General features: G+C 65.8%; 18 protein-coding genes and 1 tRNA gene. 6 read left to right on the forward strand and 13 right to left on the reverse strand.

Annotated elements, in window-relative coordinates:
• Positions 1-7: 7 nt before the first annotated feature.
• The 6 genes from murB to amaB form a co-directional block, all read right to left on the reverse strand.
• Positions 8-1,057 carry a UDP-N-acetylmuramate dehydrogenase gene (murB, locus tag AC1DR7_RS04930; RefSeq protein ID WP_457320839.1) on the reverse strand — a complete coding sequence of 350 codons (1,050 nt, stop codon included), beginning with the start codon at positions 1,055-1,057 and terminating at the stop codon, positions 8-10.
• A complete protein-coding gene (locus AC1DR7_RS04935; protein WP_457320837.1) occupies positions 1,054-2,109 on the reverse strand; it encodes a quinone-dependent dihydroorotate dehydrogenase in 1,056 nt (351 codons plus the stop codon). Before AC1DR7_RS04935 ends, murB begins: the two co-directional genes overlap by 4 nt.
• Positions 2,110-2,118: 9 nt before the next feature.
• Entirely contained in the window at positions 2,119-2,889 is a 771-nt protein-coding gene (locus AC1DR7_RS04940; RefSeq protein ID WP_478051743.1) for a class I SAM-dependent methyltransferase, read from the reverse strand.
• A 7-nt stretch (positions 2,890-2,896) separates the two neighbouring features.
• Positions 2,897-3,181, reverse strand: coding sequence for a DUF4190 domain-containing protein (locus AC1DR7_RS04945; RefSeq protein ID WP_457321145.1), 285 nt, complete (start codon positions 3,179-3,181; stop codon positions 2,897-2,899).
• Between the two features lie 180 nt (positions 3,182-3,361).
• Positions 3,362-4,147, reverse strand: a complete 786-nt coding sequence (locus tag AC1DR7_RS04950; RefSeq protein ID WP_457321143.1) for an SDR family NAD(P)-dependent oxidoreductase — start codon at positions 4,145-4,147, stop codon at positions 3,362-3,364.
• On the reverse strand, positions 4,147-5,679 hold the full coding sequence (amaB, locus tag AC1DR7_RS04955) for an L-piperidine-6-carboxylate dehydrogenase (protein WP_256773927.1): 1,533 nt from the start codon (positions 5,677-5,679) through the stop codon (positions 4,147-4,149). The genes AC1DR7_RS04950 and amaB overlap by 1 nt, the downstream gene beginning before the upstream one ends.
• A gap of 214 nt (positions 5,680-5,893) precedes the next feature.
• Here amaB and kdsA point away from each other — a divergent pair, with 214 nt between their 5' ends.
• The 3 genes from kdsA to AC1DR7_RS04970 all read left to right on the forward strand — a co-directional run bounded on the left by kdsA (position 5,894) and on the right by AC1DR7_RS04970 (position 7,719).
• On the forward strand, positions 5,894-6,739 hold the full coding sequence (gene kdsA / locus AC1DR7_RS04960) for a 3-deoxy-8-phosphooctulonate synthase (RefSeq protein WP_256773926.1): 846 nt from the start codon (positions 5,894-5,896) through the stop codon (positions 6,737-6,739).
• Between the two features lie 94 nt (positions 6,740-6,833).
• Positions 6,834-6,910: transfer RNA gene (locus AC1DR7_RS04965), tRNA-Arg, on the forward strand.
• 104 nt (positions 6,911-7,014) lie between these two features.
• Complete coding sequence (locus AC1DR7_RS04970) at positions 7,015-7,719, forward strand: hypothetical protein (RefSeq protein ID WP_457321357.1); 705 nt, start codon at positions 7,015-7,017, stop codon at positions 7,717-7,719.
• Positions 7,720-8,039: 320 nt separating this feature from the next.
• On the opposite strand, the gene AC1DR7_RS04975 is transcribed toward AC1DR7_RS04970, so the two are convergent.
• The 6 genes from AC1DR7_RS04975 to AC1DR7_RS05000 form a co-directional block, all read right to left on the reverse strand.
• Positions 8,040-8,507 carry an SMI1/KNR4 family protein gene (locus AC1DR7_RS04975; RefSeq protein WP_457321355.1) on the reverse strand — a complete coding sequence of 156 codons (468 nt, stop codon included), beginning with the start codon at positions 8,505-8,507 and terminating at the stop codon, positions 8,040-8,042.
• A gap of 63 nt (positions 8,508-8,570) precedes the next feature.
• Positions 8,571-9,143, reverse strand: a complete 573-nt coding sequence (locus AC1DR7_RS04980) for a TetR family transcriptional regulator (RefSeq protein ID WP_478052752.1) — start codon at positions 9,141-9,143, stop codon at positions 8,571-8,573.
• On the reverse strand, positions 9,143-9,487 hold the full coding sequence (locus AC1DR7_RS04985) for a DMT family transporter (RefSeq protein WP_306175361.1): 345 nt from the start codon (positions 9,485-9,487) through the stop codon (positions 9,143-9,145). The genes AC1DR7_RS04980 and AC1DR7_RS04985 overlap by 1 nt, the downstream gene beginning before the upstream one ends.
• 104 nt (positions 9,488-9,591) lie before the next feature.
• Complete coding sequence (locus AC1DR7_RS04990) at positions 9,592-9,894, reverse strand: hypothetical protein (protein WP_478052289.1); 303 nt, start codon at positions 9,892-9,894, stop codon at positions 9,592-9,594.
• A 153-nt stretch (positions 9,895-10,047) separates the two neighbouring features.
• Positions 10,048-10,293, reverse strand: a complete 246-nt coding sequence (locus AC1DR7_RS04995) for a hypothetical protein (RefSeq protein WP_457321923.1) — start codon at positions 10,291-10,293, stop codon at positions 10,048-10,050.
• Positions 10,294-11,070: 777 nt separating this feature from the next.
• Entirely contained in the window at positions 11,071-12,123 is a 1,053-nt protein-coding gene (locus tag AC1DR7_RS05000) for an alpha/beta hydrolase fold domain-containing protein (RefSeq protein WP_478052753.1), read from the reverse strand.
• Positions 12,124-12,283: 160 nt separating this feature from the next.
• Here AC1DR7_RS05000 and AC1DR7_RS05005 point away from each other — a divergent pair, with 160 nt between their 5' ends.
• Together AC1DR7_RS05005 and AC1DR7_RS05010 are read left to right on the forward strand one after the other, a co-directional pair.
• The gene (locus tag AC1DR7_RS05005) at positions 12,284-12,715 is read left to right on the forward strand and encodes a BLUF domain-containing protein (RefSeq protein ID WP_256773919.1); all 432 of its coding nucleotides are present in this window, start codon (positions 12,284-12,286) and stop codon (positions 12,713-12,715) included.
• Between the two features lie 113 nt (positions 12,716-12,828).
• Positions 12,829-13,056 (forward strand): hypothetical protein, encoded by a 228-nt coding sequence (locus tag AC1DR7_RS05010; RefSeq protein WP_457319649.1) that lies wholly within the window; start codon positions 12,829-12,831, stop codon positions 13,054-13,056.
• 5 nt (positions 13,057-13,061) lie between these two features.
• Here AC1DR7_RS05010 and AC1DR7_RS05015 read toward each other — a convergent pair whose 3' ends face one another.
• On the reverse strand, positions 13,062-13,238 hold the full coding sequence (locus AC1DR7_RS05015) for a hypothetical protein (protein WP_457319648.1): 177 nt from the start codon (positions 13,236-13,238) through the stop codon (positions 13,062-13,064).
• Positions 13,239-13,388: 150 nt separating this feature from the next.
• Between AC1DR7_RS05015 and AC1DR7_RS05020 the strand changes: the two genes are divergently transcribed.
• Positions 13,389-14,552 carry a zinc-dependent alcohol dehydrogenase gene (locus tag AC1DR7_RS05020; protein WP_256773916.1) on the forward strand — a complete coding sequence of 388 codons (1,164 nt, stop codon included), beginning with the start codon at positions 13,389-13,391 and terminating at the stop codon, positions 14,550-14,552.

Genomic DNA, 14,552 nt, shown 5'->3' on the forward strand with positions numbered 1-14,552 from the left:
GGTGGGGTCACCACTGCGCGCCGATCAGGCGGGGCTCCGGTTCAATGGGCACGCCGAATTTCTCCAGCACCGAGGCCGAGATCCGCCGCGCCAGGGCCAGCAGGTCCTCACCGCTGGCTGCGCCATGGTTGACCAGCACCAGCGCATGGTCCGGCGACACGCCGGCATCGCCCTCGCGGTAGCCCTTCCAGCCGCAGGCCTCGATCATCCATGCCGCCGACAGCTTGCGACGGCTGTCCTCGGCGGCCGGATACACCGGCAGCTCGGGGAAGTGCTGCAGCAGTACCTCGACCTGTTCCAGCGGCAGCACCGGGTTCTTGAAGAAGCTGCCGGCATTGCCGAGCACATCCGGATCGGGCAGCTTGCGCCGGCGGATGTTGATCACCGCATTGGCCACATCGGTGGCGGCCGGCAGTTCCACGTCCATCGCCTGCATCTCTTCGCTGATCCCGGCGTAGCCCAGGCGCAACTCATGCAGCAGCGGCAGGCGCAGTTCGATCGCGCTGATCAGGTAGCGGTCCGGGGCATGCTTGAAGACGCTGTCGCGGTAGCCGAACTGGCAGGCCTCGGTATCCAGCCGTACCCATTCGCCGGCCTCGCGGTCCCAGGCTTCCACGGTCTGGATGAATTCTTCCACCTGCACACCGTAGGCGCCGATGTTCTGGATCGGCGATGCGCCGGCGGTGCCGGGAATCAGCGCCAGGTTCTCCAGCCCGGAAAGCCCGTTCTGCAGCGACCACATCACCAGCCCGTGCCAGTTCACCCCGGCCCCGGCGCGCACCACGGTATGGTCGGCGCGGTGCTCCAAGATCTGGATGTCGGCGTTGGCGAACACCAGCACGGTGCCCTCCACATCGCCGGCCAGCAGCACGTTGCTGCCACTGCCCAGCACCAGCAGCGGGCCGTCGGCGACCTGCGGCAGCGCCAGCACCTCCGGCAGCAGCGACGCGTCGTGCAGCTCGAGCAGCTGCGCGGCAGTGGCGTCGACGTGGAAGGTGTTGAGCGCCTTCAGCGAGGCGTTTTCGGTGAGGATCCAGGCGGGCATTGCGTTACTCATAGGGGGGCGACCGCACCGCGGCTGGGGGCTTCGCGGCGGCGGCGGATGGCCTCCACGCAGTCCTGTACCAGGGCCGGGCCACGGAAAATCAGGCCGCTGTAGCACTGCACCAGCGCGGCACCGGCGGACATCTTGGCCACCGCGTCAGCGCCGGACTGGATGCCGCCGACGCCGATCAGCGGCATCGATTCGGGCAGGCGCGCGCGCAGGCGGCGCAGCACCAGGGTGGATTGGCCGAGCAGCGGCGCACCGGACAGGCCGCCAGCTTCCTGCGCCAGCCTGTCGCCGGCAACCGCACTGCGGTCGATGGTGGTGTTGGTGGCGATCACCCCGTCGACCTGCAGCTCGCTGAGCACGCGCGCGGCGGCATCGATGTCGCGGTCGCTCAGGTCCGGTGCCACCTTGACCAGCATCGGCACGCGTTTGCCATGTTGGGCGGCCAGGGATTCCTGGCTCTCGCGCAGCTGCGACACCAGCTGGCGCAGCGCGTTCTCTTCCTGCAGCTCACGCAGGCCGGCGGTGTTGGGCGAGGAGATGTTGACGGTAATGTAGTCGGCCAGCGGATACACCTTCTGCAGGCAGTGCTGGTAGTCGTCGAACGCCTGCTCGTTGGGGGTGTCCTTGTTCTTGCCGATGTTGATCCCGAGCAGGCCGCTGCGGCGCTTGGCGCGCTCGACGTTGCGCACCAGTGCATCCACGCCGAGGTTGTTGAACCCCATGCGGTTGATGATGGCCTGGTGCGCCGGCAGCCGGAACAGCCGCGGCTTGGGATTGCCGGCCTGCGGGCGCGGGGTGATCGTGCCGATCTCGACAAAGCCGAAGCCCAGTGCCAGCAGCGCGTCGATGTGCTCACCGTTCTTGTCCAGCCCGGCCGCCAGCCCAACCGGGTTGGGAAACGTCAGGCCGAAGGCCTGGGTCGGCAACGGCGCGATGCGGCCGGCCAGCAGCGGCGTGGTGCCGGTGCGGTAGGCCAGCTCCAGGGCGCTCAGGCCCAGGCCGTGGGCGCGCTCGGCGTCGAAGGTGAAGAGAAAGGGACGGGCAAGCGAGTACATGGCGTTCTATCAGTCCAGCGTGCCGACGAAGGCGCGGGTGTGGTATTCAAAAGCGACCTGGCCGTCCACGGCATGCGCGTCGAACAGTTGCTGCAGGGCCTCCAGCATTGGCGCATGGCGCGGATGCCCGGCCTGCGGGGCGTAGGAAGAGGACAGCAGCCGTCCACGCAGGCCATCGAGATCCATGCGCTGCACATTGGGGAAGCTGGCCATGCCGCGCAGGCCGGGGCCGAACCAGGCGCGCATCGCGTCGTCGTCCTGGTAGCGCTCGGCGACCTGGGTGTAATCGGTGCCGAACTCCAGCAGCAGCTGCTCGTAGCCGATCAGGAACGGCGAGGCATCGAGCAGGCGCGAATTCCAGAACACCAGCGCCATCCCGCCCGGGTGCAGGATGCGCGCCCATTCGGCGCGCACCGCGTCGGTGTCGAACCAGTGGAAGGCCTGCGCGGCCGCCACCAGGCCGACGCTGTCATCGGCCAGCGTGGTCGCTTCGGCGGTGCCGTCGACCAGTTTGAGGCGCAGGTAATCGGGGGCCAGCCACTGCTCGGCGGCCGCGCGCATGGCCGCGTTGGGTTCCACCGCGATCACCGGGTGGCCGCTGGCCAGGAACAGGCGGGTGGAGATGCCGGTGCCGGCGCCGATGTCGGCGACCAGGGTTTCGGTGGCCACGCCGATGTCGTGATGCAGCCAGTCCAGCAGGGCCGGCGGGTAATCGGGACGGTAGCGGACGTAGTCGGCGACCCGGCTGCTGAAGCGTTCGGTCGAGTCCGATGCGCTCATGAAGACCTCACGATTGGGATGCGGCAAACAGGGCCAGTCCACCGAAGAACAACAGGAACCCAGCCACCACCAGCAGGCTGCCGATCACCGCCACCCAGCCCAGGATCAGGCCGGTAAGCGCCAGCCCGTCGCCTTCCAGCGCCTGTGGCTGACGGCGGATGTCCGCGCGCGCCATGTGCCCGGTGATGATCGCAACGAGGCTGCCGATGAACGGCAATAGCGTCCAGCCGACGATGCCCATGACCAGGCTGACGACCGCCAACGCGCTGGTTTGTCGAAGTGGCTGGTTCATCCGGTTCCTCCAAGGCAATGCGCCCATGATAGTGCCTGTGGCCGGTTTATCCCATCGACCGCAGGGTGCCGGCACCGCCTGCGCGGGTCGGTGCGAGCGAAGGCGCGCGGCGTCCAGCGCACCCCGCTCACCCACCGGCATCCTCCGTGATGGCGATGACATGCGTGGCGAAGCGGGGGTTCAGCCCATCAGGACCTGGCCGCCATCCACGTTCAAGGTGTGGCCGGTGATCCAGCCCGCCAGCGGCGAACACAGGAACAGCGCGGCGTTGGCGATCTCCTGCGGCTGCCCGAAGCGGCCGAACGGAATCTTCGCCAGGGTGCCGTGGTACAGCGTGGGATCCTGCTCACGGCGGCGCGCCCACAGCCCATCCTCGAACTCGATCGAGCCCGGTGCAATGGCATTGACGCGGATCCGCTGCGGCGCCAGTGCCAGCGCCTGCGAGGTGGTGTAGTGCATCAGCGCCGCCTTGGCCGCGGCATACGGCGCGGCACCCGGACGCGGCTGCTGGGCCGCGATCGAGGCCAGATTGAGAATGCACGCGTCGCTGGACTGCTGCAGCCAGGGCAGGGCCAGTCGCGAGGCGCGCACCGCCGACATCAGGTCGACGCTGAGGCTGGCTTCCCAGCCGGCCTCGTCGTCGGCCATGCCATAGCCGGTGGCGTTGTTGACCAGAATATCGATGCCGCCCAGGGCAGCGGCCGCATCGGCCAGCCAGCGGCCGATGTCGTCCAGTACCGCCAGATCCGCAGCCGCGGTATGCACGTCCAGGCCAAGCGCCTGGGCGTCATCGCGCAGCGCGGCAAGCCCCTGCTCACCGCGTGCGCATACCGAAACGCGGGCGCCCGCCGCAGCGAACGCCAGCGCCATCGCGCGCCCGATGCCCTTGCTGCCACCGGCAATCAGTACCCGGCGCCCGGAAAAATCCAGGCGCGGGCCGGCAGCGGTCTCGGACGCGCCCGCCATCACAGGTCGAACTTGATGCCCTGGGCCAGCGGCAGCGAGTCGGAGTAGTTGATGGTGTTGGTCTGGCGGCGCATGTACACCTTCCACGCATCCGAACCGGACTCGCGGCCACCGCCGGTATCCTTCTCGCCACCGAACGCGCCGCCGATTTCCGCACCGGACGTACCGATGTTGACGTTGGCGATACCGCAGTCCGAGCCGGCCGCCGACAGGAAGCGCTCTGCGGTCTTCAGGTTGGTGGTGAAGATCGACGAGGACAGGCCCTGCGGCACGCCGTTCTGCATGTCGATGGCTTCATCCAGCGTGCTGTACTTCATCACGTACAGGATCGGCGCGAAGGTTTCGTGCTGCACCACTTCGTCGCTGTTCTTCAGCCCGGTGACGATGGCCGGCAGCACGAAGTTGCCGGCGCGGTCGATGCGGGTGCCGCCGGTTTCCACGGTGCCGCCGCTGGCCTTGGCCTTCTCGATCGAGGCCAGGAACTGCTGCACGGCGCCGTCGCTGTTGAGCGGGCCCATCAGGTTGGCCGGGTCGGTCGGATCGCCGATCTTGCCTTCCACCTGCTTGTACGCCTTGATCAGCGTGGCCAGCACGTCGTCATGGATGGATTCGTGCACGATCAACCGGCGCGTGGTGGTGCAGCGCTGGCCGGCGGTGCCGACCGCACCGAACACGATGCCCGGGATGGCCAGCTTCAGGTCGGCGGTTTCGTCCAGGATGATGGCGTTGTTGCCGCCCAGTTCCAGCAGGCAACGACCCAGGCGATGGGCGACCTTCTCGGCGACCTGGCGGCCCACCTGGGTCGACCCGGTGAAACTGATCAGCGGCACGCGCTTGTCGGCCACCATCTTCTGCGACAGCTCGGTGCCGGCATCGTTGATGAGGAAGAACAGGTCCGGGAAGCCGCCGTCGCGCAGCGCTTCATTGCAGATGCGCATCGAGGCGATGGCGGTCAGCGGGGTCTTGTTGGACGGCTTCCACAGGCAGATGTCGCCGCAGATCGTGGCCAGGAACGAATTCCATGCCCACACCGCGACCGGGAAGTTGAACGCACTGATGATGCCGACCAGGCCCAGCGGCTGGTACTGCTCGTACATGCGGTGGCCCGGCCGCTCCGAATGCATGGTGTAGCCATACAGCATGCGGCTCTGGCCCACGGCGAAGTCGGCGATGTCGATCATCTCCTGCACTTCGCCGTCACCCTCGGGCTTGCTCTTGCCCATTTCCAGGGCGACCAGCGAACCCAGCGCATCCTTATTGGCGCGCAGCGCTTCGCCGCACAGGCGCACGGCTTCGCCACGGCGCGGGGCCGGGGTGGTGCGCCACACTTTGAAGGCTTCCTGCGCGCGCGCGATGATGGTTTCGTAATCGGCGTCGGTGGTGGCGTGCACGGTGGCGATCGCTTCACCGGTGGTCGGGTTGATCGGGGTGATCACACCGGCACTGGTGGCGGTGGACCACTCGCCGTTGCCCAGATAGGTGCCAGCGTTGGTCGCGTCCAGGCCAAGGGCCTTGAGCAGCTCAGAGGACATGCAAACTCCTGTTGCGTATCAAAAAAGGGCGCAGCCGCTGGCAGGGTGGGGGGCGGCATGCAGAACGCCGATTCTACCCGGTCGCCGCAGGCGATGCCCGGCTGCACCCGGCGCGTACGCGGTAGCCCTAAACAGGTAGAGCCGGGCCATGCCCGGCTGCTCTTCCCCTGCAACCGGATAGAATGTCGCCCATTGTTCGCCCCCAGGAATCTGAATGAACGTTACCGTTGCGGAAGGTGTGGTTGTCGGCAATCGTCTGCCATTCGTGCTGTTTGGCGGCCTCAACGTGCTCGAAGACCTCGATTCGACCCTGCACGCGGCCGAACACTTCAGCACGGTGACCGCCAAGCTCGGCATCCCGTATGTGTTCAAGGCCTCGTTCGACAAGGCCAACCGTTCCTCGATCGCCTCCTATCGTGGCGTCGGCCTGGACGAAGGGCTGCGCATCTTCGAAGAGGTGAAGCGTCGTTTCGGCGTGCCGGTGATCACCGACGTGCACGAAGTGGCGCAGGCCGCCCCGGTGGCCGAGGTGGTCGACGTGCTGCAGCTTCCGGCGTTCCTGGCCCGCCAGACCGACCTGGTCGAGGCGATCGCGCGCACCGGCCGCACGGTCAACGTCAAGAAGCCGCAGTTCCTCAGCCCCACGCAGATGAAGCACATCGCGGCCAAGATCCGCGAAGCGGGCAACGAGAACATCATCCTGTGCGAGCGCGGTGCGCAGTTCGGTTACGACAACCTGGTCGTGGACATGCTGGGCTTCCGCGAGATGACCGAATCCACCGGCGGTCTGCCGGTGATCTTCGATGTCACCCACAGCCTGCAGCGTCGTGACGCCGGCAGCGACGCCTCCGGTGGCCGCCGTCGCCAGGTGGCCGAATTGGCGCGCTCGGGCATGGCGCTCGGCCTGGCCGGCCTGTTCCTGGAAGCCCACCGCGACCCGGACCACGCCCGCTGCGACGGCCCCAGCGCACTGCCGCTGGCCGCACTGGAACCGTTCCTGGTGCAGATGAAGGCGCTGGACGAACTGGTCAAGGGCTTCCCGGAACTGGATATCCGCTGATCCGGCCCACCCACGCGATGCGGCGGCGGCCTTGGTCCCGTCGCTGAATGTGGGTATCCTTCACGGCTGCACCTGCGTCGCGGGTGCGGCATTTGGCCCCGTAGCTCAGCTGGATAGAGCGTCCCCCTCCTAAGGGGAAGGTCGCCCGTTCGAATCGGGCCGGGGTCACCAAAAACAATGGCTTACAACCATGGCTGGTCGAACTTTCCGCCGCAAACCGCTTCCTTTCATCCGCGTTCTGGCACAGTTGGCACAGTGAAGATGCTGGGGGCCGCATGGGGTCGAGCAAGCTGTTTGAGCAGCCGCGGCAAAAGCTGCAGCGAGCAGGAGCACATATCCTAGAAGTGGAGCGCGCAATAGCCGCGTACTTCGCTACTGATTGGTGTTCTCGCGATCTAACCTGCGATGCGGACGGAAAGTACAACTTATCCGTGGTCATGCGTGGAGAACCGGCTGGGCTAAACGTAGCGTTAGGCGACGCAATTCACAACCTCCGCGCATGTCTTGATCTACTCGCGGTGGAAGTCGTGAAGCTAAATGGGGGGAGTTCAAAGGGTGTCTACTTCCCCTTCGCTGACGCAGCAGAGAACCTAGAGGCGACGATTAAGGGCCGCAAATGGGATCGTGCGGCTCCGGAGGACGTGGAAATTGTCAGGGCGCTGCGTCCTTACACGGGCGGCAACCAACTGCTGAGAGCACTTCATGATCTGGACATCCAAGACAAGCACCTTTCACTTATTCCCAACGGCGCATTTCTCGCTTCGGGAGGGGTTCGAGTAAGGCAGGACGAGAACGGTAAGCCAGTTGGATTCGATGAGGGAAAGCTGGAGTTTGAGCTGGACCCGACGAGTACTCCGACTGCGGCCTTCGTCTTCCAGGACGACAGCGCATTTCCAGGAGAAGAGGTTACTGCCGTTCTACGTCGGCTAGCCAATCTCGTGGCCGAAGTTGTTGACAAGTTCGCAGCTCGTCACAGCTGACCAAAGGTCTAGAACCGCAGTTTGGCGACCGCACCATCGTCCCCATCGGGCGTAAGGTGTGCGTAGTATTTTTACGTCGTAGCGTAGTCCGCTTGCCCTGCAAGAATTTGCTCTCGGCGAAGTGGCACGCCGCCCATCACCATATGAGCCACAGCGCGCAGACCGCGCGCGAGGACGGCGGTTTCGGAAACCGGCGCGAGCAGGTGCCCGGCCAGGATCTGGGCCCGGCGCAATGGGAGCCAGGGCATCAACACGTTCGCGCAGAACGTATGACGAAGGCGGTGAAGACTCCCGTCCATACCCGGTCTGCTTCTGCGAATCTAGCTGGCAGGAAGCCGGGTGCGCGGGGTGTCCTTCATGAGATTGGCGCGAATGGCGGCGAGCCTTTCCGCCGACGTTCGGGCAGCGCGCATCACGGCATCGGTGCCAGGCCTCCAACGCGTCAGCTTTTCGGTTTCGTGGTTCCAATGGAGGATGTCTCGTATCGCGACGCCATCCACAACCCGCATTACCAGATGGTTGCCGGTTCCATTCGACGCGAGCGCCACAAGATCAAGTGATCGAAGGTGGATTCCCCACGCACCGCGCAGGTTCTCATGCGTGACCGATCCAGCCGTCTTCCGCGGGTTGCCGGGATCAAAGACCGGGAAAAATCGCCACCCACCCGGTAGCTCGGTGCAGTTGTGCGTGAGCCAGACGGCCCTGAGTTCAACTGGAAACACAACGCCCAGCTCTCGCTCCGCCTGATCAATGAGCGCTGCAGTGGCAACAGTGGTACTTCCCGGCATCGTCGTCTCCTTTCTTCGGGAATGCCGATTGTATGAAACAGCATCGGGCCGGGGTCACCAGCATCACCGCATCGGGCTTTCGCCTTTCGTCATACCCAGGATGCACTGCAGCAGGACCTGTCGTTTTCCCGCGTCGCTGTCCTCCTGCCAACAGCCCAGCATCTGCAGCCAGAACCCGTCCGCCGCCAGGCGCGCGGCGCGGAGGTGGGGATCGGCGCGTTCGGCGGGAAATGCCTCCAGGCGCGCCGCAAGCCAGTTTCGCCAGAGGTCGGCGAACGCCGGTTCCACCAGCGCGGTGAGCGAGAACTTCACCCAAATGCGATCTTCCGTCTGCATCGCATCGAACGTTGCGGTGACGTAGGCGCGTGTGAACCTGCCATGGGCCAGCGTGTCGCGCGCGAGGATCGCATCGAGTTCGTCGCCGAAGCGCAGGAGACCGTCGGCGTAAGCCGCTTCCAGCAGCTGCTGGCGATTGGCGAAGTGATGGAAGAGGGCGCCTTTGCTGACCCCGGCACGCTCGGCCACACCGACCACGGTCACCCCGCCCAGGCCACGCTGCGCCGCTTCCTGCGCCACCGCGTCGAGCAGGGCCGCGCGAACCCGCGCGGGCTGCTTGCGCCGTTTGAGTGCGTCCATCAGTGCGCCGCCGCTTTGGAGAACGCGTTGATCACGACCACCCCGCCCACGATCATCGCCACGCCCACGATCGCTTGCCAGTCCAGGGTCTGCTTGAACACCGTGACGCTGATGATCAGGGTGAGGACGATGCCAAGCCCGCCCCAGATGGCGTAGGCGATGCCGAGCGGCAAGGTCTTCAGCGCATGGCTCAGCAGGTAGAACGACAGCCCGTAACAGAGCGCCATCGCAACCGTAGGGGCCAGCCGGGTGAACTGCGCTGTCTTCTGCAGCAGCAGGGTGCCGGTGACCTCGGAGACGATGGCGCCGGTCAGGAACAGATATGCCGTGATGAGAGGGGTCATTCCAAACAACCTTCAAGATACCGACCGGGCGGTATGTTAAAGGAAGTGGCGCTGAACGGGGACTGTCTGCAGCGGCTTCGGGCGTGCCGGCTGGCGCGTGCGGGTCAGCGCGCTTGAGGCGCGTGGTCGGGTGGGTGGATACGCGGTGACATCACGCCGCCGGGAAACCGCTCGATGAATGCGGTAAAGCGCGCGCCTGATATCGCCTGCCGGGTGCGACACGCCGGGCAGTCCAGCACGGCGCCGCCGCCGGGGATGTTCACCAGCCAGGGCGCGGTTACCTCCATCGTGTGATGACAGGTCAGGCACTCCGCACGCACGCTGAGGATGGCGTTGACCGTTGTCTGCGTGGAGCCGGCCGGCACGCCGACGACAGCCAGCAGGTAGAACAGACCTGTATCCGGCACGATCCTTCCCCCCAACGAAATGGCGCGGAAGTCATGCCTTGCCGCGACCGAAAACGCGCCGGGCGGCAGCGCACACGAAAGGTCTTTCCACGTGCGTTGGATCCTAGACCTGTGCTTGTTAGCACACTGCATGTGAGGCGCAGCAGGCGCTCCCTAGGCCATGGGAAGCAGAAGTCCGTCGAAGCGTGCGTTGCTGATCGCCTGGCGTGCTTTGCAGCCGGGGCAGGTAATGGCGACGCCCCCCGGGATGATCTGCAGGCCTTGCCGGGCGATGGCGGTGAAGTGACGTTTACATGCAACACAGGCGGCGGCCAAGGCGGTAATGGCCGCTCCGCCAGCGCCAGGTGCCATTCCTGGCCCGTGGACTTCAATCAGCTCGAAGATGCCGGTGCATGTCATGGGGCGCGAGATCCGTGGGTGCCGGTGGCACCAGTAAGTAGCGGCCGACGCGGCAGGAACCTGAGGCGGACAGGGATGCGGGCCGGCGGCGCTGCAGCGGCGTGGAATACCATGGGGCGTGCCTCGTCTGGATGGATGCACCACCCTAGGCCCGCGTTCGTTACTTGAGCGCGGGTTCGTGTGAGGCCGCTCTGGACATCCGTCGCTGTGGTCACACCCGCAGGGCATCGGGTTGCCGCTGTTTACCGTCGCCCGCYGCGCCTTACGTATCCGGAAGGTATGTGCGTGCACGTACGGTGAGGTCCATGTGCAAAGACACAACCGTTCATCTGACGTCGTGCGAATTCTCGTCCCGGTAACCTGCGTAGGGCCATGGTTGGTTTTCACCAGGAGTACTCGTATGCAGACGTCATGGCTGTCCCGAATAGAGCGTTGGGCCGAGGAACCCGGTTTTCGCACCCAGACGCTGGACGATGCAAGTGCGGCGTTGCGCGAGCTTCTTCCCGGGTTTCCCGCCCCGGGTGACCAGCCACGGGAAATCTGTGTCAACGGCTACCGTTGGTTCCATGGCGAGATGGAGGCGGTCGCTGACGCCATCCATCGCGCGTCGCGTCGGCCGCACGCCGTAGCCGCCACCCTGGAAGGGGCGGATTGGAATGTCGATCGCAACGCCGCCGGGTTGTGGGCCATCCCCGGCTCCAGCCGCGTGCAGGCGCGCGATACGCGCCGTAATGGCTGGGTCGGCCCCTGCCGTCGGCGGTATCGGCATGCGCCCTGTCACGGAACCGGCAGCGACGCGTCCAGGTGCCGGGTGAAAAACCGGGCCATCACTCGATAGGCCTGCTGGCTTTCCGGGAGTTTGGCATCCAGGTGGAAGGCATGCCCCAGCCCGTCCCACACGTGCAGATCGGATTCGCGCCCCAGGTCGACCAACCGTCCGTGCATGTAGGAGACGTTGCTCAGTTCGGCGGCGCGGGTGGCGGTGATGAACAGCGTAGGTGGGAACCGGGCCAACAGTTCCTCCGAGAACACCGGCGACACCAGTGGATCGCGGAAATCCACATCGCCGTAGTACAGGTCTTCCATGATCGGCAGCGACCCATCGGAATGCGGTAGCAACGCATCGTTGATCGCGGCCATCACATAGCGGGAATCACCGCCATAGCGTGCATCGCCGCCAGCGCAGAACAGGCCGGCCGCGCCCGGCATCGGGAGCTTCTCCTTGTCGAACCACGCCAGCGATTCGCCGGTGAGGACGCCGCCGGCGGAGCAGCCGAAAATGCCTATGTGGTTGGCCGGCATGCGCTCGAGTGCGGCGCGGTAGACAGCGGCGACATCTTCGCTGGCCGCAGGGAATTTATGCTCCGGACCTTGTCGATACTCCACCGCGATGACCGTCGCGCCCGTCATCGCGGCCACCGGGATCGCTTCGAGCAGGCCAAGACTGTCGGCGCGCCCGAACACAAACGCACCGCCGTGCAGTTCGATCAGCAGGCGTTGCGCGGCCGGATCGGTTGGCGCACTGCGGGGCTGCACGCGAACCACCGGGACGCCGTTCCAGGTTTCGTTGTGCAGCTCCACCGGGTAGCGCTTGCGCAGCGCGGCGATCTCGCCGTACGCCCACTGATCGGCGCCCTTGCGGATGTGGTCGAGCTGCGCGAGTACGGCCGCGTTGTCCAGTTTTGCGGTGGGGTCGCCATGGATGACGGCGCTGCGCACGCTGGTCCGCGCCTCCGGGCTGAGATAAGGAGAAAGGGGCAGGGCAAAGCTGGGAACCTGGCGTACGCCTTCATCCACCGCGCGGTCCACCGCCGCTGCGGGCATGCTCATTGCCAGGCCGATGGCAACGGCCAACCCAAGGCATGACTTCCTGATCCACGTGCGCATCAAACCGTCCTTGTCGTCGAGAGGCGCACAGCATACCGTCGGGTACGGCGCGCCGTCGCGCCATTCTCGCGCCCTTGATTCGGGCCCGCCTAGAATGCGGCCTATGAGCAGCCCACCCCTCCATGCCCTCGTGTACGTCAGCCATGCTGCCGGTAAGCTCGACAACGGCTACCTCGACAGCATCATGGTCGACGCCATGGCCCTCAACCAGGTCGCCAAGGTTACCGGCGTGCTGCTTTTCGATGGCGAGCGCTTTCTGCAGTACATGGAAGGCAGCGAGGCGGCGGTGTCGGCGGCTTTTCTCCGCGTGCAGCGCTCACGTCGGCATTCGGGTATCCGCGTGTTGATGCGCGGCGAGGTGGCACAACGGTATTTTTCGAAGTGGTCGATGGCCTGCCGCCATACTGAGGCCTCGATCCTGCAGCGCATCGAGCGCAGCCGCTGGGAGTCGAGGATGCTGCCGCAGATATCAACCGACCGTAGCGATAACGACGGTCTGGCGCTGCTGATGCAGTTCTGGTCTGACGAGGGCTGAGCCGGGAGGTGTGCCGATGCGCGTCAATTGCGTGTCAGCACGTGCCGCGCAACTCTCGCCACGCGTTTACATCGGTGCGGCGATGCTGGGTGCCTGCCCAAGGAGATCCACCCATGCACAGCAACGCCCTCGAACTGCCCACTGAGCCCACTGGTCAAACCGTGCCCGGGGCGCCGCAGGAGCCACTTCCGGCGCCCACGCCGGTGGAAGCACCGGTGACCCCGGACCCGCCGGCGCAGGATCCACCCCGTGAAGTACCGCCCGAGCGCGACCCGCCGCCAGCCGACGCGCCGGTGGAAGATCCGCCGGCACCGGGCCACGCGCCTCAGCCCGGCGGCTGAATGCTTCAGCGCGGTGTGGGTGGCTTTTCGTAGTCGTCCGGACTCACTTCGCCTTTGCCGCTGCCCTGGTCGGGCATGTCCTTGTCCTTCCAGCGCGCTGAATCGTTGCGCGTCTTGTCCGGGGTAAACGCCTTCTGCTGATCATCTTCAGGATTGCCGGATACCGGCTGGTCGGTGTTCATCGGTGCGCTCCAACAGGTGGTGTGGGCAGACGCTCCGCCTGTACGGGTGAACGTTCTGTCGCCACGCATGGACACGCCCCACACGTCGAAGTCACGGCCCCGGTACGCCGCACGCGTTAACAAGGCGGTACCTATCTGCTGGAGCACTGCATGCGCGCCTTGACCTACCACGGCAGCAAAGACGTTCGGGTCGACACCGTCCCCGATCCGGTGCTGGCCGCGCCGGACGACCTGATCCTGCGCGTGACCGCCACCGCCATCTGCGGCTCGGACCTGCATCTGTATCGCGGCAAGATTCCCGACCTGCACACCGGCGATGTGCTGGGCCATGAGTTCATGGGCATCGTCGAAGAAGTCGGGGCAGGGGTGAGCGACCTGCGCCCGGGCGACCGGGTGGTGATTCCCTTCGTGATCGCCTGCGGCGAGTGCTTCCACTGCCGGCTTACCGAATTCGCAGCATGCGAGACCACCAACAGCGGCAAGGGCGCGGCGGTCAATCAGAAAGGCATCCGCCCACCGGCGGCGCTGTTCGGCTACAGCCATCTGTACGGCGGTGTATCCGGAGGGCAGGCCGAATTCGTGCGTGTGCCCAAGGCCAACGTCGGACCGCTGCGCATCCCCGACGGCCTGTCCGACGAACAGGTGCTGTTCCTGTCCGATATCCTGCCGACCGGCTACCAGGCCGCGCTCAATGCCGGGGTCAAGCCAGGCTCCACCGTGGCGATCTTCGGCGCGGGTCCGGTCGGTCTGATGAGCGCGGCGTGCTGCCGCCTGCTGGGCGCGGAGACGATCTTCATGGTCGATCATCTGCCCTACCGGCTGGCCTTCGCCCAGCAGACCTACGGCGTTACGCCGATCGACTTCACCCAGGTAGGGGATCCGGCCGAGTACATCGTGACCCAGACCAACGGTCGTGGCGTGGATGCCACCATCGAGGCCGTGGGCTTTGAAGCCGAAGGCAGTGCGCTGGAGTCGGCCTTGACCACGCTCAAGGTGGAGGGCAGCAGCGGCGTGGCGATCCGGCAGTGCATCGCCGCCACGCGCCGTGGCGGCACGGTCAGCATTCCCGGCGTATACGCTGGTTTCGTGCATGGTTTCCTGCTCGGCGACGCGTTCGACAAAGGGCTCACCTTCAAGATGGGCCAGACCCACGTGCAGCGGCTGATGCCGGAGCTGCTCGACCATATCGCCGAGGGCAACCTCGATCCGGGCGTGATCGTCACCCATCGCATGGCGCTGGAAGATGCGGCCAAGGGGTATGAGATCTTCGACCGCAAGCAGGAGGATTGCCGCAAGGTGATCCTGACGCCCTGA

Source organism: Stenotrophomonas sp. P5_A9 (assembly GCF_056400525.1).